At 61.8% G+C, this 18,132-nt stretch carries 16 protein-coding genes and 1 pseudogene; 13 read left to right on the forward strand and 4 right to left on the reverse strand.

The annotated features are described in order from the left end of the window. Positions 1–2: 2 nt before the first annotated feature. Complete coding sequence (locus EWH21_RS12920; RefSeq protein WP_277698494.1) at positions 3–1,022, reverse strand: AraC family transcriptional regulator; 1,020 nt, start codon at positions 1,020–1,022, stop codon at positions 3–5. 117 nt (positions 1,023–1,139) lie between these two features. Here EWH21_RS12920 and EWH21_RS12925 point away from each other — a divergent pair, with 117 nt between their 5' ends. From EWH21_RS12925 to EWH21_RS12935, 3 genes are all read left to right on the forward strand, one after another. After that, entirely contained in the window at positions 1,140–2,879 is a 1,740-nt protein-coding gene (locus EWH21_RS12925) for an amidohydrolase family protein (RefSeq protein ID WP_277698495.1), read from the forward strand. A gap of 45 nt (positions 2,880–2,924) precedes the next feature. Then, entirely contained in the window at positions 2,925–3,965 is a 1,041-nt protein-coding gene (locus EWH21_RS12930; RefSeq protein ID WP_277698496.1) for an RNA methyltransferase, read from the forward strand. Between the two features lie 146 nt (positions 3,966–4,111). Then, positions 4,112–5,995 (forward strand): methyl-accepting chemotaxis protein, encoded by a 1,884-nt coding sequence (locus tag EWH21_RS12935; protein WP_047591053.1) that lies wholly within the window; start codon positions 4,112–4,114, stop codon positions 5,993–5,995. Between the two features lie 98 nt (positions 5,996–6,093). On the opposite strand, the gene EWH21_RS12940 is transcribed toward EWH21_RS12935, so the two are convergent. From EWH21_RS12940 to EWH21_RS12950, 3 genes are read right to left on the reverse strand one after another with little or no spacing between them, the layout of a single operon-like run. Continuing rightward, positions 6,094–7,170 (reverse strand): polyamine ABC transporter substrate-binding protein, encoded by a 1,077-nt coding sequence (locus EWH21_RS12940; protein ID WP_277698497.1) that lies wholly within the window; start codon positions 7,168–7,170, stop codon positions 6,094–6,096. A 51-nt stretch (positions 7,171–7,221) separates the two neighbouring features. Further along, positions 7,222–7,563: a cupin domain-containing protein gene (locus tag EWH21_RS12945; RefSeq protein WP_047591059.1), complete on the reverse strand. Its 342-nt coding sequence runs from the start codon at positions 7,561–7,563 to the stop codon at positions 7,222–7,224. A 41-nt stretch (positions 7,564–7,604) separates the two neighbouring features. Continuing rightward, on the reverse strand, positions 7,605–9,011 hold the full coding sequence (locus EWH21_RS12950) for an FAD-binding oxidoreductase (RefSeq protein ID WP_277698498.1): 1,407 nt from the start codon (positions 9,009–9,011) through the stop codon (positions 7,605–7,607). A 238-nt stretch (positions 9,012–9,249) separates the two neighbouring features. Here EWH21_RS12950 and EWH21_RS12955 point away from each other — a divergent pair, with 238 nt between their 5' ends. The 10 genes and pseudogenes from EWH21_RS12955 to EWH21_RS13000 all read left to right on the forward strand — a co-directional run. Next, a complete protein-coding gene (locus EWH21_RS12955; protein ID WP_277698499.1) occupies positions 9,250–11,349 on the forward strand; it encodes a type VI secretion system tip protein VgrG in 2,100 nt (699 codons plus the stop codon). Then, on the forward strand, positions 11,346–12,188 hold the full coding sequence (locus EWH21_RS12960) for a DUF4123 domain-containing protein (protein ID WP_277698500.1): 843 nt from the start codon (positions 11,346–11,348) through the stop codon (positions 12,186–12,188). Before EWH21_RS12955 ends, EWH21_RS12960 begins: the two co-directional genes overlap by 4 nt. Continuing rightward, positions 12,185–12,655 carry a DUF3304 domain-containing protein gene (locus EWH21_RS12965; protein ID WP_277698501.1) on the forward strand — a complete coding sequence of 157 codons (471 nt, stop codon included), beginning with the start codon at positions 12,185–12,187 and terminating at the stop codon, positions 12,653–12,655. Before EWH21_RS12960 ends, EWH21_RS12965 begins: the two co-directional genes overlap by 4 nt. Continuing rightward, a complete protein-coding gene (locus EWH21_RS12970) occupies positions 12,642–13,112 on the forward strand; it encodes a DUF3304 domain-containing protein (protein ID WP_277698502.1) in 471 nt (156 codons plus the stop codon). The genes EWH21_RS12965 and EWH21_RS12970 overlap by 14 nt, the downstream gene beginning before the upstream one ends. Continuing rightward, positions 13,109–14,923 carry a DUF2235 domain-containing protein gene (locus EWH21_RS12975; protein WP_277698503.1) on the forward strand — a complete coding sequence of 605 codons (1,815 nt, stop codon included), beginning with the start codon at positions 13,109–13,111 and terminating at the stop codon, positions 14,921–14,923. Before EWH21_RS12970 ends, EWH21_RS12975 begins: the two co-directional genes overlap by 4 nt. A gap of 98 nt (positions 14,924–15,021) precedes the next feature. After that, positions 15,022–15,393, forward strand: a complete 372-nt coding sequence (locus EWH21_RS12980; RefSeq protein ID WP_277698504.1) for a hypothetical protein — start codon at positions 15,022–15,024, stop codon at positions 15,391–15,393. 274 nt (positions 15,394–15,667) lie between these two features. Continuing rightward, positions 15,668–16,621 carry a tetratricopeptide repeat protein gene (locus tag EWH21_RS12985; protein WP_277698505.1) on the forward strand — a complete coding sequence of 318 codons (954 nt, stop codon included), beginning with the start codon at positions 15,668–15,670 and terminating at the stop codon, positions 16,619–16,621. Between the two features lie 154 nt (positions 16,622–16,775). Continuing rightward, positions 16,776–16,955, forward strand: coding sequence for a hypothetical protein (locus tag EWH21_RS12990; protein WP_277698506.1), 180 nt, complete (start codon positions 16,776–16,778; stop codon positions 16,953–16,955). Continuing rightward, positions 16,945–17,724: a DUF6708 domain-containing protein gene (locus EWH21_RS12995; RefSeq protein WP_277698507.1), complete on the forward strand. Its 780-nt coding sequence runs from the start codon at positions 16,945–16,947 to the stop codon at positions 17,722–17,724. The genes EWH21_RS12990 and EWH21_RS12995 overlap by 11 nt, the downstream gene beginning before the upstream one ends. A gap of 189 nt (positions 17,725–17,913) precedes the next feature. Beyond that, positions 17,914–18,132 (forward strand): annotated as a pseudogene (locus EWH21_RS13000) (hypothetical protein); the annotation flags it as partial.

Consider the following 18,132-nt stretch of genomic DNA (forward strand, 5'->3'; position numbering starts at 1 on the left):
GGCTATCTGTCCGGCAGGTTGCCATGCAGCTGTCGCCACGCCGACGGCGACTGCCCGAACTCGTTGCGAAAGGCCTTGGAGAAGGCGGCCAGATCGGCATAGCCGAGTACGTCGGCGAGCAGGGTCAGGGGCATGTTCGATGCCTGTACGTGCCAGCTCGCGGTATCCATCTTCACCCGGTGCACCAGCTGCTTGAAGTGCAACCCCTCCGCCTGCAGCCGGCGCTGCAAAGTGCGTGGATGCAGGCATAACAGCTGCGCGATGTAGCCGAGCGAATGCTGACGCATGCCGAGGGTTTGCGTGATCAGGCTGCGCACCTGCAGTTCGAGGCTGTCCTGCAGGCCGTCGAGCAGCGTACGCGGGTAGTCGTCGAGATGCTGCTCATCGCGCCTGGCCATGGCCAGCACCGGACGCTGCAGCACGCTGGCGGCGTAGATCAGGCAGTCGTGCTCCTGGTCGAACAGCACCTCGCAGCCCAGGTGCCGCCGGTAGCAGGCGAGCGACGCGACGGGGCTGTGGCTGAACGCGATCCGCAACGGATGCAGGTTGGCCCCGCCCATGGCGCGCACCATGCGGGCACAGGCGGCGATGGCCATTTCCCGGTACTGCTGACCGCCCTCCTCGGCGAAGAAATGTTCGATACGGCGCACCTCAACCTGGTCGCCGATGGCCGACAGGCGCCAGTGCTCGGCCTTGTTGTGCAAGGCCAGGTAGCGCTGCGCAGCAGAAAAGGCGCCGTGCAGGTCGGCCTCACGCGCCAGCAGGCGACCGAGCGGCCCGAGCATCTGCAACCCCTGGTGGCCAGCCACGCGCAGGCCGAGATCAGGGCAGGCGAGCTGCCGCGCCGCTTCGCAGAGCAGGCGGATCACCTGCTCGATACGGATCAGCCGATCACCGTCGGCCAGCGCCGTGCGGTTCAGCCCAACCGTCGCCAGCAGGTCATCCAGGTTGCCGCCCAGTGCCGTCACCTCGGCCGGCAACCCGGTCAGTGCGGCGCTGCGTACCTCGTAGCGAATGCTCATGGCCACTCCGTGAAGGGCTTGCCCGACGAAGATGCGGTGTTTGTCGTGTCATGACAAGTCGCACGCTCGCCAGCGGCTTAGTCTCACCCCACAACAACAAAAAATCCGAGGTGATCCGTGGCTCAGTACGACCTGATTGTGCAAAGCGGCCGCTACTTCGACGGTAGCGCAGCCCCCTCCTCCATTCGCAGCCTGGCCATCAAGGATGGCCGCGTCGCCCTGATCAGCGCCGAGCCGCTGGACGAGCACCTGGCCGAGCGCGTCATCGATGCCCGTGGCAAGTGGATCACCCCCGGCTTCCTCGACACCCACACCCATTACGACGCCGAGCTGATCGTCGCCCCCGGCCTGTCGGAGTCGGTGCGTCACGGGGTGACCACGGTACTGGTCGGCAGCTGCTCGCTGAGCATGGTCTGCAGCCAGGCCGAGGATGCATCCGACATCTTCACCCGCGTGGAAACCGTACCGCGCGAGAAGGTGCTGCCGATCCTGCAGACACGCAAGACCTGGAGCGGCCCGCGGCAGTGGCGCGAGTTCATCGACCAGCACCCCCTGGGGCCGAACCTGATCAGTTTCCTTGGCCACAGCGACCTGCGCGTGGCGGTGATGGGCCTGCACCGCGCCACCGACCGCCACGTCGTGCCCAGCGCAGCGGAACAGCAGCGCATGGAAGCCGTACTCGAAGAGGCGCTGGATTGCGGCTTTCTCGGGCTGTCCACCATGTGTCTGAAATGGGACAAGATCGACGGCGACCGCGAATGGTCGAAAAGCCTGCCCAGCACCTATGCACGCTGGCGCGAGATACGCCGCCTGAACCGCCTGCTACGCCAGCGCGGGCGGGTACACCAGGGCGCGCCCAACGCCGCCAACCCGTTGCAGATCACCCAGTACATCAGCGAGGCCATCGGCCTGTTGCGCAAGCCGCTGAAGACCACGCTGATTTCCCTGCTCGACCTCAAGGGCAACCGCAGCCTGGCGCTGCTTGCCCGTGTTTCCGCCTGGTTGACCAATCGCCTGGGCGGCGACTTCCGCTGGCAACTGCTGCCCACGCCCTTCGCCATCTACGCCGACGGCATGGATATCGTACTGTTCGAGGAGTTCGGCGCGGGCGAGATGGCCCTGGACGTCAAGGACCAGTTGGAGCGCAACAAGCTGCTGCAGGACGAGCAGTACCGCCGCACCTTCCGCAAGTACTACGCCGACAAGCTGTCGCCACGGGTCTGGCAGCGCGACTTCGGCGACGCGGTGATCCTCGGCTGCCCGGATACCTCGCTGGTGGGCAGGAACTTCGCCGACGTGGCCCGCGAACGCGGCCTGCATGTCGTCGACCTGTTTCTCGACATGGTGGTGCAGCACGGCCGCCAGCTGCGCTGGTTCACCGTGATCGGCAATCACCGCCGCGACAAGCTGCGCGAGATGGTGCGCAGCCCCAACACCCTGATCACCTTCTCCGACGCCGGGGCGCACATCCGCAACATGGCCTTCTACAACCTGCCGCTGCGTTTTCTCAAACTGGTCAAGGACAGCCATGACGAGGGCCAGCCGGTGATGAGCCTGGAACAGGCGGTCCATCGCCTGACCGGCGAACAGGCCGACTGGCTCGGTATCGACGCCGGCTACATCCGTCTGGGTGACCGCGCCGACCTGGTGCTGCTCGACCCCGAGGGCCTGCGGCAGAACCTGGAGCAGGAGAACTGGGACGAGATGCAGGGCTTCGGCATCCCGCGCATGGTCTGCCGCAATCCCGGCTGCGTCAGCCATGTGCTGATCAATGGCCGCCTGGCCGTGGACGACGAACGCATCGCCACCGAGCTGGGCCACGCGCGGGGCTACGGCCAGTTCCTCGCGGCGCGCTGAAACGCCCTACGCACGGGCGCGCGGCGGTGGTAGCATGCGCGCCCCATGCAGCTCACCGAACTTTCTCGCCGTCTCGCCGATCTTGGCGCCAAACCCCAGCATATCGGGCGCATCACCCGTGCCTGGCTGCAGGGCAAACCGCTGGATGCCGGGACCAAGCACCAGAAGACCGAGAATTTCCTGCCGCTGACGGTGCGCGAAGGCTTGCCGGCAATCGCCGCCAGCCTCGAGCAACTGGCCAGGGTCAGCACCGAGCACCCCGGGGCCGACGGTTCGTCACGCCTGCTGGTGGAGCTGGCCGACCGGCAGATGGTCGAGAGCGTGCTGCTGCCGCGTGACGGCCTGTGCATCTCCAGCCAGGTGGGTTGCGCGGTGGGTTGCACCTTCTGCATGACCGGCAAGAGCGGCCTGCTGCGTCAGCTCAGCAGTGCCGAAATGGTCGCCCAGGTGGTACTGGGCCGGCGCCGCCGCGCCGTGAAGAAAGTCGTGTTCATGGGCATGGGCGAGCCCGCGCACAACCTCGACAACGTGCTCGAAGCCATCGACCTGCTCGGCACCGAAGGAGGAATCGGCCACCGCAACCTGGTGTTCTCCACCGTCGGTGACCCGCGTGTGTTCGAGCGCCTGCCGCAGCAACGCGTGCGCCCTGCCCTGGCGCTGTCGCTGCACACCACCGATGCCGAGCTGCGCCAGCGCCTGCTGCCGAGAGCCCCGCGCATCGCCCCCGAACGGCTGATGGAGCTGGGCGAGGCCTACGCCCGCACCATCGATTACCCGATCCAGTACCAGTGGACACTGCTCAGGGGCATCAACGACAGCCAGGCGGAGCTGGACAACATCCTGCGTCTGTTCAAGGGCAAGTTCGCGGTGCTCAACCTGATCCCGTACAACAGCCTGGAAGCCGACGAGTACCAGCGCCCCGATGGCGAGCGTATCGTCGAGATCGTCCGCTACCTGCACAGCCGGGGCGTGCTGACCAAGGTGCGCAACTCGGCCGGCCAGGATGTCGACGGCGGCTGTGGCCAGCTGCGTGCCCGCGCGGTGGACGTGGTCAACACCAGTCGCCTGCACAGAAGTCGCGCCTGACGCTCAAGAATGGCATCCGCCAGCCGATAGCCCCTCTACAGAGAGACCACACGTCCAGTCGGTGAATTACCGGCACTATAATAGGTTTGCCACAAGCCGCATTGCATGGATGCAGCCCCGTCGTTTTGGCGCTCAGGAGCCCATTCATGAAGATTGCCCACAAGGTCGGTATCGCCGCCGCTACCGTGCTGTTCCTTACTACCAGCCTGCTGTCGCTGTCCCAGGTCAGCCAGGTGCGCGACACCCTGCGCAGTCAGGTCGAATCCAGTATCACCGAGTCGAGCAACGCGCTCGCCAGGCAGATCGAGAACTGGCTCAACGCCAAGTTGCGCCTGATCGACCTGATGGCACAGACCATCGACAGCAGCTACAGCCCGGAAGAAAACCAGCGGGTCTTCGATGCCCCGCTGCTGAAGAACGAGTTCATTCTGGTGTTCGGCGCACTGGAAGCGGACGGCAAGCCGATCAAGAACAGTGACGAGTGGAAGCCCAGCGCCGACTGGGATGGCCGCAAACGCCCGTGGTACGCCACCGGTAAGGCCGGCAGCCAGGCCGTGCTGACCGAACCCTACGTCGACTCCACCACCAACGAGATTCTCATCTCCGCCGTCGCCCGGATCAGCGATGCGGGCAAGTTCCTCGGCGTATTCGGCGGCGACATCCGCCTGCAGTCGGTCGCCGACGCGGTCAACACCCTGGACTTCAACGGCGCCGGCTACGCCTTCCTGCTCAGCCGCTCGGGCAACATCATTTCCCACCCGGACGCCAGCTACAACGGCAAGGCCTACAGCGAGCTGTTCGATGGCCAGAGCCCGGCCCTGGGCAAGGAACTGCACGAGGTCGATGCCGACGGCAAGAGCCTGCTGGTGTCCTTCACCCCCCTGCCCAACCTGCGTGGCATGGACTGGTACATCGGCGTGGTGCTCGACGAGAGCGTGGTGATGGCCGAGGCCGATCGCCTGACCTGGCTGGCCGTGGGTGGCACCGTGGTAGGCGTGGCCATCAGCCTGGTGGTGCTCGGCCTGCTGATGAACAGCCTGCTCAAGCCGCTCGGCCTGCTCAGCACCTCGCTGCGCGAGATCAACAGCGGCGAAGGCGACCTGACCCGGCGTCTGGCGATCACCAGCAATGACGAGATCGGCGAGCTGTCGCTGGAGTTCAACCGCTTCCTGCAAACCCTGCAGACGCTGATCGGCGACGTGATGGGCAGCTCGCACCAGGTGCGCGAGAGCACCGCGCTGACATCGCAGGAGTCGGAACAGGCCGCGCGCCGCCTGCAGGAGCAGCTGCAGGAACTCGACCAGCTGGCCACCGCCATGCAGGAGATGGCCTCCACCGCCGAGGAGGTGGCACGCAATGCCCAGGCAGCAGCCCAGGCGGCCGTCGCGGCCAACGAGGAGACCGAAAGCGGCGTGCGCGTGGTCTCGCAGTCGAGTTCGGCGATTCGCCACCTGGCCGACGAGATGGACCAGACCAGCCACGCGATCAACGAGCTGGCCAAGCTCAGCCACAACATCGAGTCGATCCTGCAGGTGATCACCAGCATCGCCGAGCAGACCAACCTGCTGGCCCTCAACGCCGCCATCGAGGCCGCGCGTGCCGGCGAGTCCGGACGCGGCTTCGCCGTGGTCGCCGACGAGGTTCGTTCGCTGGCTTCGCGCACGCAGCAGGCGACCCAGGAAATCCGCCAGATGATCGACCAGCTGCAGGGCGGCGTGCGCCAGGCGGAGAGCCGCATGCAGCAGAGCCGTGATACGGCCAGCAAGACCGCCGAAGAAGCCGGCGCGGCCAACGACATGCTCGGCCGCATCCGCGAGGCGATCACCCGCATCAACGACATGAACCTGCAGATCGCCACGGCGGCCGAGGAACAGAGCGCGACCACCGAGGAAATCAACCGCAACACCACCAACATCCGCGACATCAGTCATGAGCTGGCTGGCGGCGCCGAGCAACAGGTGCGTCAGTGCGCCTCGATGGTGGAACAGGTTGGCCAGCAGGACAGCCTGCTGGGGCGCTTCAAGGTCTGACGTCTGGGCAGGCAGCGCCTGGCTGCCAGCGAAGCACAGGAAAACGCCGCGAGCCTGCAGAGGCTCGCGGCGTTTGTGCTATCCAGGGTGGGTGGTGATCAGACGCCGCTCTTGACCTTGCTCCAGATGCGCGTGCGCACCCGGTCGATCTTCAGCGGCATGGCCTCCAGCGTGTACAGCTTGTCCATCACCGACTCTGGCGGGTACACGGTCGGGTCGGCCTTCAGGGCGGGCTCGACCAGCGCATCGGCCTTGGCGTTGCCATTGGCATACTTCACGTGGTTGCTGATGGCCGCCATCACTTCCGGCTGTAGCAGGTAGTTCATGAAGGCGTAGGCGCCCTCCTCGTTGCTGGCGTCGACTGGCATCGCCACCATGTCGAACCAGATCGGCGCGCCCTCCTTGGGGATCTCATAGCGGATCTTCACCCCGTTGCCTGCCTCGGCGGCTCGCGCGCCGGCCTGCATGATGTCGCCGGAGAAACCCACGGCCATGCAGATCTCGCCATTGGCCAGGTCGCCGACGTACTTGGACGAGTGGAAATAACGCACGTTCTTGCGCATCTCCATCAGCAGTGCCTCGGCACGCTTGTAGTCGTCAGGGTTCTTGCTGTGATGGGGCAAGCCCAGGTGATGCAGGGCGATGGGCAGCATCTCCGGGCCGTTGTCCAGAATCGCAACGCCACACTGGCTGATCCTGGCCAGCTTGCTCGGGTCGAACAACACGTCCCAGCTGTCCATCGCCGCATCGTCGCCCAGCACCTCACGCACCTTGTCGACGTTGTAGCCGATGCCGGTGCTGCCCCACAGATAGGGGAAGCCATGCGCGTTGCCGGGGTCGTTCACCTCCAGCGCCTTCATCAGCACCGGGTTGAGGTTGCTCCAGTTGGGCAGCTTGCTGCGGTCCAGTTTCTTCAGCGCACCGCCCTGAATCTGCCGGGCCATGAAGTGGTTGGAGGGAAACACCACGTCATAGCCTGAACGCCCGGCCATCAGCTTAGCGTCCAGCGTCTCGTTGCTGTCGTAGACATCGTAGTGCGTCGCCAGGCCGCTGCTCTGCTCGAACTGCTTGAGCGTGTCCGGGGCGATGTAGTCGGTCCAGTTGTAGATGCGCACGCTGTCGGCGGCGTGGGCGGTACCGGCCAGCAACAGGCACGGTAGGAGTTTCTTCAGCATGGGTTACCTCGTGAGTTGTTGTTCTAGGCAGTCACTGAAAAAAGCGCCGGATCAGAAGATCAGCACATAGGTCTTGCGCAGCGTTTCTTGTATGTCCCAGATGCCCAGGGTGTTGGCCGGCAACATCAGTGCGTCACCTGCTGCGATCTCGATCGGTTCGCCGCCATCCGGGGTGAAGGTGCAGCGCCCGGCGATGAAGTGGCAGAACTCCTGCTGCACGATCTGCCGGCGCCAACGCCCCGGTGTGCACTCCCAGACGCCGGTCTCGACGCCATCGCTGCGTTCGACGCTGGTGGTCGAGGCCACCGCCACCGGCTCGCTCAGCGGCACGGCCACCGGGTTGGACTCATCCAGGACGATGTCCTGGGTATTGCGGAAATGGGTGATGTTCATATGAGCTCCAGGTTGAAGGTCGGTGAGAGCCAGGCACTCGCTCAGCTCATCAGGCTTTCCATGCGCCCCGCCACGGCTTGCGCCAGGCGTCGTCGCCAGGCCGGGCTGCGCGGGTTGGCGAGCACCTCGTCCTCGTGGACGAAGCTGCGGATGATCGCGTTGTAGCCGAGCCAGCGGCATGGCTCGGGCTCCCAGCGGCTGAGACGGGAAACCGGGCTGTCGGCCAGCACCCAGGGTTGGCGCAGCAGCTCGCTGTCATGTCCGAGAATCAGGTCGGCCAGGGTTCGCCCAGCCAGGTTGGTGGCCCCCACGCCCTCGCCGCCGTAACCGCCGGCCAGGACGATCCGGTTGCGCGCATCGCGCAACATGTGCGGCTGGAAGCGTCGCGCCATGCCGAGGTTGCCGCCCCATGAGTGGGTGAAGCGCACGTTGCGCAGCTGCGGGAAAATCTCCCCCATCAGGTAGCGACGCAGGTCCAGTTCGTCCCGGGTCAGGCTGAAGTCGCTGCGCAGGCGCCCGCCGAAGCGATAGCCGCCACGCGCGCCGAAGATCAGCCGATCATCCAGGCTGCGCTGGCCGTAGGTGACCTGCCGGCTGAACTCGCTGAACGCCTGGCCACGTTCCAGGCCGATTCCCGCCCATACATCCGCAGGCAGGGGCTCGGTGGCGACGATCAGGCTCTGCACCGGTAACTGGTGATTGCCCAGCGGCGGCAGGGTCGCGGCATAGCCCTCGATGGCCGGCACCACCCAGTCGGCCGTGACGCGACCCTGGGCAGTGCGCACCGCACCGGGCTGCCAGTCGATCACCGGGCTGCGTTCATACAGCTCGACGCCCATGCCCTCGACGCAGCGGGCCAGCCCGCGCACCAGCCTGGCGGGCTGAATGGTCGCGCAGTGCGGGCTGTACAGCGCACCGTAGGCATTGGCCATGCGCAACTGCTCGCCCAGCTCGCTCGGTGCCAGCCAGCGATAGTCCTCCTCCGCCAGGCCCAGGGCGCGCAGCTCGGCGAGATACTCGCGCAAGCGTACCTCCTGCTCCGGGTAACGCGCGGCGCAATAGAGCACCCCGCCCTTGCGCAGGTCGCAGTCGATGCCCTCGCGCTCGACCACCGCCGCCACCTCATCGGGAATGCCGTGCAGCAGATCGAGCGAGGCCTTGCGTTCGGTCGCGGGCAAGGCGGCCAGCATGCGATCCTCGCCGAGCAGATTGCCCATCAGCCAGCCACCGTTGCGCCCTGAGGCACCGAAGCCTGCGGTCTCGGCCTCCAGGATCACCACGCGCAGCTGCGGCGCCTGGCGCTTGAGGTAGTAGGCCGTCCACAGCCCGGTATAGCCCGCGCCGATGATCGCCACGTCCGCCTGCAGGTCCGCCTGCAAGGCGGCTCGGGCCTGCAGGGGCTCGTCGAGCTGATCCATCCACAGGCTGATGTTGCGCCAGGAATTCATCCTCGCCTCCGTCATCAATCGATGGCCCAAGGCTAGAGGCGTGGAACGGTCGCTGTCTTGCGTGCGTGCCCGCGAGGAAAATTGCCGACCTGCCCGATCCGGCCGGCTCTCCCGTGCAGTCCGCATAAGGGCGTATCGCCTAGCGTGACCCAGGTCATGCTATCGCCCGGCCAGTATTGATCCTGCCACCTGAGCTGGGCACCCTATGCCCAGCCCGGATCTAAGGAAGGAAACCGCCATGCTGGATGCCAACCAGGCGCATATCACCCTCACCATTCCCGCCGTCGAAAGCGACCTGCAAGTGCTCTCGTTCACTGGCCGGGAAATGCTCAACAAGCCCTACCGCTTCGATATCGAGCTGGTCAGCCCGCGTGCCGACCTCGACCTCAACGAGCTGATCAACCAGACCGCCTACCTGGCCTTCGGCCCGAGCGACAAGGGTGTCCACGGCATCATTCATGGCATCACCCAGGGCGACTCCGGCAAGCGCCTGACGCGCTACCACATCGACCTGCGCCCCAGCCTGGCCTACCTGGGCCACAGCTTCGACCAGCGCATCTTCCAGCACCTGACCGCCCCGCAGATCATCGCCGCCGTACTTGAAGAACACGGCCTGCTGGACGGCACCGACTACCGCATGCAGTTCGGCCCCTACGTCTACCCCGAGCGCATCTACTGCACCCAGTACGACGAAAGCGACCTGCGTTTCATCCAGCGCCTGTGCGAGGAAGAAGGGATCAGCTTCCACTTCCAGCACAGCGAGGACGGCCACGTGCTGGTGTTTGGCGATGACGCCAGCGTCTTCCCCAAGCTCGATGCGCTGAACTACCAGCAGGACAGCGGCCTCTCCGCCGACAACGAAGTGGTCAGCGTCTTCGGCGTGCGCATGGAAACCCGCAGCACTCAGGCCACCTGGCGCGACTACGACTTCGAGCAGCCCAAACTGCAGATGGAGGCGGACTACAGCAGCGAGTTCACCCCGGCGCTGGAGGTCTACGACTATCCCGGACGCTTCACCGATCGCACCCGCGGCAAGCATCTGGCCAAGCGCAGCCTGGAGCGCCTGCGCAGCGACTACGAACTCGCCGAGGGCAAGAGCGACGCGTACCTGGCCAGCGGCCACTTCCTGGCGCTGGCCGGCCACCCGCGTGAGCAGTGGAACGACCTCTGGCTGCTGTGCGAAGTCATCCACGAAGGCAAGCAACCGCAGGTGCTGGAAGAGTCGGTCACCAGCCACACCCAGCCGGGTGACGGCTTCCAGCAAGGCTACCGCAACCGCTTCGTCGCCACGCCCTGGGATATTCCCTATCGCCCGCTGCTCGAACATCCCAAGCCCAAGGTCCTGGGCAGCCAGACCGCCGTCGTCACCGGCCCAGCCGGCGAAGAGATCCACTGCGACCAGTACGGGCGGGTGAAAGTACAGTTCCACTGGGACCGCGACGGCATCGGCAATGACACCACCAGTTGCTGGCTGCGTGTGGCCTCCAACTGGGCCGGCGATGCCTACGGCGGCGTGGCCATCCCACGGGTAGGCATGGAAGTGCTGGTGACCTTCCTGGAGGGCGACCCCGACCAACCCCTGGTCACCGGTTGCCTCTACCACGCCGAGCATGTGGTGCCCTACGAGCTGCCCGCGAACAAGACCCGCAGCCTGTTCAAGACCCTGAGCAGCCCGGGTGGCGGCGGCTACAACGAATTCCGCATCGAAGACCGCAAGGGTGCCGAGCAAATCTACATCCACGCCGAGCGCGACTGGGACGAGAACGTCGAGCACGACCAGAAGATCCGCATCGGCAACGAACGCCACGACACCGTCGAAGCCAACAGCTACGCGGAAATGCAGGTCGAGGAACACCGCACCACCGACCTCGACCGCAAGATCGAAGTGCGCGCCAACGACCACCTCACCGTCGCCACCACCCAGCACAACAAGATCGGCACCGGCCAGTTCATCGAAGCGGGCAGCGAGATTCACTACAACGCCGGCAGCAAGGTGGTGATCGACGCCGGCATGGAACTCACCGCCGCCGGCGGCGGCAGCTTCGTCAAACTCGACCCCAGCGGCGTGACCATCAGCGGCGCGACGATCAAGATGAACTCCGGGGGTGGGCCGGGTAGTGGTTCGGGGTTGAAGATTCTGGCGCCGGTGATTCCGTGGGCGGCGGACAGTGATCGAGCGGGCAACTTGCTTGATCGTGCTATAGCTGGGGAAAAAGTCATGCCTCCCGAACACACGCTAGCCAGGGGAAAATTGACGCCCCCTAAGGGCATCTGCCTCGAATGCCTGCGCAAAGCCATGCGTGAAGGCAACGCGACCCTGGCAGGAGCCTCGGCATGAATGCACTGGACGTCTCGCGCAACGACTGGGAGCAGGCGCTGGCCGCTGGCCATAGCCTGGCCCTGGTGGTAGAGCTTGGCCTGCTATCCTCCGATGCCCGCCAGACTATTCTGGCCGAGCACAGGCTCTGGCCATTGCTGCATCAGGCCGATATGGAGCATCTACGTTATGAAGGCCCGGCAATGGTCGAGCTAAGCGGCCAACCGTTCAGTGCCTTGCAAGAGCAATACGAACGGCTCGCACCCAATGCACGGCATGGTTGGCTGAGCAGCCGCCTGGACATGCTGCAGTTGCAGCAACATCTGGGCGATGCCCTCGCCTGCCGCGACATCGATGGCGACACGCTGCTGATACGCAGCTATGCGCACAATATACTGCCCGTCCTTCATGCGCGCCAGGAACAACCCTGGCACGCCTGGCTGTTCGGGCCTATCGAACACTGGTGGCTACCGAGCGCCCAGGGCTGGCAGCGTTTCGAGGGTCTGGCGCAAGGTCGCGTGCCTGCCTATCAGCCTATCGAACTCGACCAGGCGCTGGTCGAGGCGCTGGGCGTCGATCTGCATGCTCAGGCGCTGGTGGCCGAGTTGCAACAGCATGCCCCGCAGGTATTTCTCAGCGAATGCCATGGCGAGCGCCTTAACCAGGTCAGCCAGGCACTGTTGCACGCGCACGAGGCGGGCTTGAGCCAGCAGTCGGATCAATCCTTCTACGCACTCTACAGCCTGATGAGCAACCAGCCGCTCAGCCAGCATCCCGACTGGCCATCGATGTTACAGCGCGTGGAGCTGGAGGGACTGGCCCTGGCCAATGTGCTCGCCGAGCGGAACGAACAGGGATGAAGTGGGCGCCATCATCGCTACACAAAATCTTGATCGGTTTGTTGCTAGTGGGGGCGTTACTGCTGGTTTATATGGCCTGGGCTTACCAGCAAATGCCTGGAGCCATTCTGTACGTACACAACCACACCGACCGCCCCATCTTCAGCTACGCCGTCAACGAAGCCTGGGGTGGAAATGCATCGGCTTTTGGCGGAGGCGGGGCCACCTGCTGCTCACGTATCGAAGGCGATGTGCTGACAGTGCAGTGGATCAAGGGACGCACCGGGGAACAGGTTCGCCAAGGCGTTGAAAAAGAGACCATCACCCAACAAATGCCCAACCCGCCCCGCACCCGGCAAGACAAGTATCTGCATGTGCACTTCTTTCCCGGTGATCAGATTCGTCTGTTCTGGAGCCCCAATCTGGACAGCCCTTATGAAAACCTCAAGGAAGTACCCGAACAGGAGGTTGCAAATGAACCCCATTGATAAAGGGCTCCGCCGTTGGCGAGCCTTGCCGACCTCGGCCAGATCACTGATCAAACTGCTGTTGCCGGTAGCGCTAGTGCTCGCCTACGTAGCCTGGGTTTACACCCGCATGCCCGGCGCCATTCTGTATGGACACAACCATACGGATCGCCCTGTCTTCAGCTATTTCGTTAACGAGGCCTGGGGGGGCAATGGTGGGGCAGTATGCTGCACGCGTATCGAAGGCGATGTGCTGACCGTGCAATGGATCAAGAGCACCACCCAAGCTCAGTACGATGCTGGGCTGCGTGAGGAAACCATCACCCGACAAGTGTCCAGCCCGCCTCGTACCCGGCAAGACAAGTACCTGCATGTGCACTTTTTCCCAGGGGATCAGGTACGTCTGTTCTGGAGCCCCAATCTGGACAGCCCTTATGAAAATCTCAAGGAAGCCCCCAAGGAAGGTAGTACGCCATGAGCAACAGCATTACTGAACAGGCAGCGGCAATGTCCGCACGCTGCAATCCCGCGCAACGCAGCTCGCATATCGCGCCCTGTGAACACACCTTGAGGATCGGTTTTTTCTTCGACGGTTTCGGGCGTCACCGCATCAATGATATGCAAACGGGGCGGGTCAGTAACATCGCTAAGCTGTTCCTTGTACATAAGTTTGATCAACCCAATCAGCCTCAGGATCCACTGTTTTCATATAGAAAATTCTATGCATCCGGCCTGGGTGAGGATTTTTCCGCTGACTTGAATCTAATCGCCAATAGTGGACTAGCTAGCTTCGAGTCGACGGCCAGCGATATACCGGCTGACGCAGTCAAGGATGAGGCCATTGAGACTGCTAAGGATATCCTCGATGCCAAACGCAGTTGGTGGGAACGCATCAGCCGAGACCTCAAGGCCTTGCTACAAAAGCCTGTCAAGGCGGGGAAGTTGCTCAAGGGCGCTTTAATCGACGCCAGCGTCGAGCTATTGGCTCCTGTGCGTGATAACGCCTTCGTCGCCGAGCTGTTGAAGACTGGCGCTGATACGCGTATCGAGGGCGCTATCGATTTCGTCAATGACGCAATACGCAATATCGAGGCTCAAACTGGTCGCCCCCTTCTCAAACGGATCGAATTGACCGTCTATGGCTTCGATTACGGCGCCACGTTGGCACGCGCCTTCCTGCATGAACTGCTAAGCCGTGAGCCGCAACCCGCCGATGGCACTTACAGCTATCAGGGCAAGACGCTGACTATCCTCTTTGCCGGGTTGTTCGATGGCGTCGACCGCAGCCATGTCGACCTTCCCTACCTACCCTTGCCCGTACGCACCGTGCTGGACGATGGCGGCCCCTTGCCCGAGCACGTCAAGCAGGCGTTGCATCTGGTGGCGGCCCATGAACGTCGCTTCTACCGCCGTGCCCGCCTGCTTGGCAGCAGCAAGGCCAACTGGCGGGAAAAATGGATGCCCGGCGTAAGCGAGGACATTGGCGGCAGCCTGCTCGCCGGGGAGCAGAAGCCCAGTGCCGAACTGGCGCTGGTGAGTCTGCATGAGATGTATCACGCCGCGCGCAGAGCGGGGGCGCCATTTCCTGCACTCGATGAGCTGCCAACGATAGATCGAAAGCTGGCCTCTCTCTTTATCTTCAACGATCACTTCGAGCAGGCCAGCGCCAAAGGACTGAGCCGCCATTACGAGCGCGAGGCGCAAGCCAGCATCGCCGAGTTGAAGGGCGTCAAGCCCTTCTATGCCGTCGCCCCCATGCGCCCGCAGGAGTTGCTCTTCGCCGCCCATATGCGTCTGTACATCCGCTGGCTGGCCGCGCTGTGGAGGCCTTACCAGGAACGCTTGCGACAACTGGCAGAAGAGGAGGAACGCCTGCATGCCAGCGAGCTCGGCAGCATGAGCGGCATGCTCGGCATCTCCCGCGAGAGTGCAGCGCAACGTGATGACCGTACACAGCGCCTGCAAGCCATCACCGACGAGCGCGCCAAGCTACGGGATGACTTCGGCTGGCTGGAAGAGGTCGACGAAGAGGCCAATGACATGCGCCTGGCACTAAGAAATCCCACGCAGGAGTGGCGGGCAGCCGGCACGCGGGAGCAAGCCGATATCTGGCTGGTATTACTGTCGGAATGGTTCAACAAGAACCCCAGGGAAGTCAGTGAGCACATGCACCGCCTCTTTGGGCACTTCGTCCATGACCGCCTCGTTTTCAGCACTGTGCAGCGCTCGGCACAGCAATTTCAGGGGCAGCGCTTCTTTGCGTTGCGTGGGTTCGATGTGGCTTCGTGATCGCGACGGCTCGCCGCCCTAGGTTGCTGGCCTAGGCGGCGAGGATATGGGGTAGAAACACTGCGGCCTTCGCTGACCTCGCCAAACTTACGGTCGAAATGAATAAAGAAGATGCCTACTGGAGCGGTAACCACTGGGCGCGTCTGGGGCACGATGGCGCCGTACTCGGCCTGATGGCCTCCCAGACCGGTTTGGGTGGCTACGCCAGCGACCTATGCTCTGCGATGGGAAACTGCCCACCTAACCATAGAACCCCGGAGGATTGGTTATTACTCGGCAGAAAGACTGCTCAAGCGCTCGCAGAAAAAGGCGATAGCGAAGCGATGTATGTTCTTTACTATTTAACCAACAGTTTGGAATGGTTAGAGAAATCCGCCGAAGTAGGATTTCCTATTGCTCAATATGATTTGGCGCGACTCTACGAGCCGTGTGAGTTTCAGCAGATTGCAATATCCCGCTGCCTGCTCTAGGTAAGGGCTAATGCGCTAGGTAAATCCTTCAGTTCTACAGTTCCAAACGCGGCGCAGATTCTGTTCCAAAAGGCGCTGGAGCGAATGAGCATCGATTCAGGTCACTCAGATGATAAGCTGACTGAGGCCATCAATAACCGTAAGCGGCTTGATAGCTTTATGGATCGATACTCGCTAAATGATCGTACCCTTAGAGCGCAGAGAGCCTACAAAACTCTAGCCAGAGAGCTATCACTACACTTTTATGATTAATTTACTTAATGAGAAACCTTCCATGAGAGCCATAACGGTTCTGCTGTTTCTCGGGGCATGGCTTTTAGTTTTACCGCAAGCACAGGCTGATGAAAGCAACTTTACGACAGGGATGATTCTTTACAATCAAAATGACTGGATAAATTCACAGCCCCCATTAAAGGCGGCTGCAGAGTCAGGGAATCGGGAGGCGCAATATTACTTAGCCGAGGCTTTAAGGCTGGCAAATAGGTATATGACTAGTGAAGCAGCTAGCTGGTATGTAGCCGCAGCAGAGCAAGGTGACGTATTTGCCATGTTGCGCTTATCAAGCAGCGACACCTTGTGCATTGCAAAAACCTGTACTAAGGATAATAAATTTTGGAAAAAAAGAGCACTTGAGGTCGCAAAAAGAAAGGCCAGCGAAGGCGATAACTCTGCCATGTACGCCCTGTACTTTTTAACGGGAGATAAAAAATGGTTGATGAAGTCAGCCGAGGCAGGAAACAGTGAGGCCGGTTACTTCCTGGTGAGATTAATGCTTGACGATACCTGGGATCGTAAAACAGGAAGGTCAACTCTGAGCAAGCCGGCTAGACAATACCTTGAAAAAGCAGCTTCCGATGGAAATCCTCATGCCATGGCGTTGCTTTCAGGATTCCTCAATGAAGAGGGAGACTACCAGAGCTCAAAAAAATGGCTTGAACGTTGTTTGGAAACAAGTCACTACGACTGTATATTGCGGATGGAGATGATCCATCAAGGTGACTTTGAGAGATATAACGAGCTTGATTACAATCCCGAGAAAGCCATTGCTTATGGTTTTTTCTTGTTCAGAGTTGATTCGCTCGCCCCCCCCGCCCCTGAAACCGATCTAATGCCAGAGTTTAGAGAGTCGTTGACAGATGAGGACAAGGCTCGCGGAGAGGCATTTTTTAATGAATGGAAAAAAACGCATCCACCTGTCTCTTACCATGTCAGAAAATTTGGATTTTAAAGATAACGCTAGATGGTGGTAAAAACAGAGAGCAACACCGGACCTTTCTGGTACGGTGTTGCGGTCATGTCTTTAAAGTAGACGGCCCGCTTTTCAGCGACCGACTCCCCGACGTTGAGGTCGAACGGAAATTCTTGACCCCCGAGGATCTGCAATGAACGCACAAGCCGGCGATATCGAACGCGGCTTTCTCCGCCAGCAGGAGCATCTGGCCCCTTTGCCTATCCCAACTGGGCAACCACCCCAGGATCTGATGAATATCATCTGGCGCAAAAACTCGGTTTATCTGGATATCGGTAGTTTCGCCATGGGAGGGGGGGTGGATGACCCTTAATCTAGGAAATCTCATATTCGTTTGGGCTACTTGGTTGTTCGCGTCAACGGGACAAGTTTGGGAAACTCTTGCATTCATTGCCTTTTCCTCAGCACTGATGGGGACGCTCTGGTATCTGTTTATCAAGCAATGGCGCAAACCACTGACGCCCCCACTGCGCTTCAATCGTCAGCGCCGCGAGGTCTGCGTGACCGAACCGGACGGCAACTACTGGTTCGTGCCCTGGGAGCGTGTGCATGCTGTGTCTCCCAGCGCCCTTAGCCTCAATACCGGCGGTGCCAGCAAGCAGGGTGCATTGATCCTCTGGTTGCCCCTCGAAGGTCAGGAGCATGAGGCCTATGCGGAGAACAAACCGGGTTGGGTGATGATGCTCAATACCGGGGGTGGCATTGGCTCCATGGCGCAGTGGGAATGCATTCGCAGTTTTATGGAAATCGGCCCGGACGCGGTGCCTGACAGTTCTGCCATTCGTAACACTGGGATGAACATCTGGGAAAGTTACCTGCATGACATCCGCGAGGCGGCAAGGAGCCGGGGCTGGTTGCTTGCCATCCTGTGGGAAGGATTTTTTGGACTACTGTTCAATACCATCTTGCTAGAACACTTACAGAGAAAGAAGCTTGCCCAGCTCCCCGAACTGACCGCCCCCGAAGCCGTGAAATGGTCAACCCCCCTGCCCCCTGAACAATGGGCCAAGCGCTCCCCGGAACTGGAGCGTGCCATTGCCCGGCGAGAGGCTGAGCTAGCCCATGCCAGTAGCGAGACATGATCCAGGTCTTCGCCAAGCAATGGAGAGTCACTTACCCTCCGCTCCCGCCCTTATCCGATTAGCTGGACGCTACTGAATCGACAATGCGTGCTATGAGGACAAACCGCTCAAGTGCATCTGCGGCCCCTGACCTTTCAACCCATCGAGGGGCTGTATATGCCGCCCTGGATATCGACCTGAGCTGATGCCATGAGTTGGGAAAAGTTGTTGAGCGCCCTGGGCGACAGATTGTCTGGAAATGTGCCTTATATCGCCATGAAGGCTGATGAACCTACTGGCCAGCAGCCAATGAACTTGGGCGATGTCGAAGAACACACCGAGGATTATTTGACCTTGCAGACAGGGGAGCGAAAAACGCGCGGAATGCTGGCTGTCTCTTATACACATCTGACGCTGCCGACGACGGAG

Origin of the sequence: Pseudomonas sp. REST10 (assembly GCF_029542605.1) — a bacterium.
GTDB classification, from domain to species: Bacteria; Pseudomonadota; Gammaproteobacteria; order Pseudomonadales; family Pseudomonadaceae; genus Aquipseudomonas; species Aquipseudomonas khazarica.

Coding starts and splice junctions, on each gene's coding strand:
- EWH21_RS12970 (WP_277698502.1), top strand. CDS start 12,642: ATGAACCCCATTGATAAAGGGCTCCGCCGTTGGCGAGCCTTGCCGACC.
- EWH21_RS12990 (WP_277698506.1), top strand. CDS start 16,776: ATGAACGCACAAGCCGGCGATATCGAACGCGGCTTTCTCCGCCAGCAG.
- EWH21_RS12930 (WP_277698496.1), top strand. CDS start 2,925: ATGCAGCTCACCGAACTTTCTCGCCGTCTCGCCGATCTTGGCGCCAAA.
- EWH21_RS12940 (WP_277698497.1), bottom strand. CDS start 7,170: ATGCTGAAGAAACTCCTACCGTGCCTGTTGCTGGCCGGTACCGCCCAC.
- EWH21_RS12945 (WP_047591059.1), bottom strand. CDS start 7,563: ATGAACATCACCCATTTCCGCAATACCCAGGACATCGTCCTGGATGAG.
- EWH21_RS12950 (WP_277698498.1), bottom strand. CDS start 9,011: ATGAATTCCTGGCGCAACATCAGCCTGTGGATGGATCAGCTCGACGAG.
- EWH21_RS12920 (WP_277698494.1), bottom strand. CDS start 1,022: ATGAGCATTCGCTACGAGGTACGCAGCGCCGCACTGACCGGGTTGCCG.
- EWH21_RS12975 (WP_277698503.1), top strand. CDS start 13,109: ATGAGCAACAGCATTACTGAACAGGCAGCGGCAATGTCCGCACGCTGC.
- EWH21_RS12985 (WP_277698505.1), top strand. CDS start 15,668: ATGAGAGCCATAACGGTTCTGCTGTTTCTCGGGGCATGGCTTTTAGTT.
- EWH21_RS12980 (WP_277698504.1), top strand. CDS start 15,022: ATGAATAAAGAAGATGCCTACTGGAGCGGTAACCACTGGGCGCGTCTG.
- EWH21_RS12955 (WP_277698499.1), top strand. CDS start 9,250: ATGCTGGATGCCAACCAGGCGCATATCACCCTCACCATTCCCGCCGTC.
- EWH21_RS12960 (WP_277698500.1), top strand. CDS start 11,346: ATGAATGCACTGGACGTCTCGCGCAACGACTGGGAGCAGGCGCTGGCC.
- EWH21_RS12935 (WP_047591053.1), top strand. CDS start 4,112: ATGAAGATTGCCCACAAGGTCGGTATCGCCGCCGCTACCGTGCTGTTC.
- EWH21_RS12965 (WP_277698501.1), top strand. CDS start 12,185: ATGAAGTGGGCGCCATCATCGCTACACAAAATCTTGATCGGTTTGTTG.
- EWH21_RS12995 (WP_277698507.1), top strand. CDS start 16,945: ATGACCCTTAATCTAGGAAATCTCATATTCGTTTGGGCTACTTGGTTG.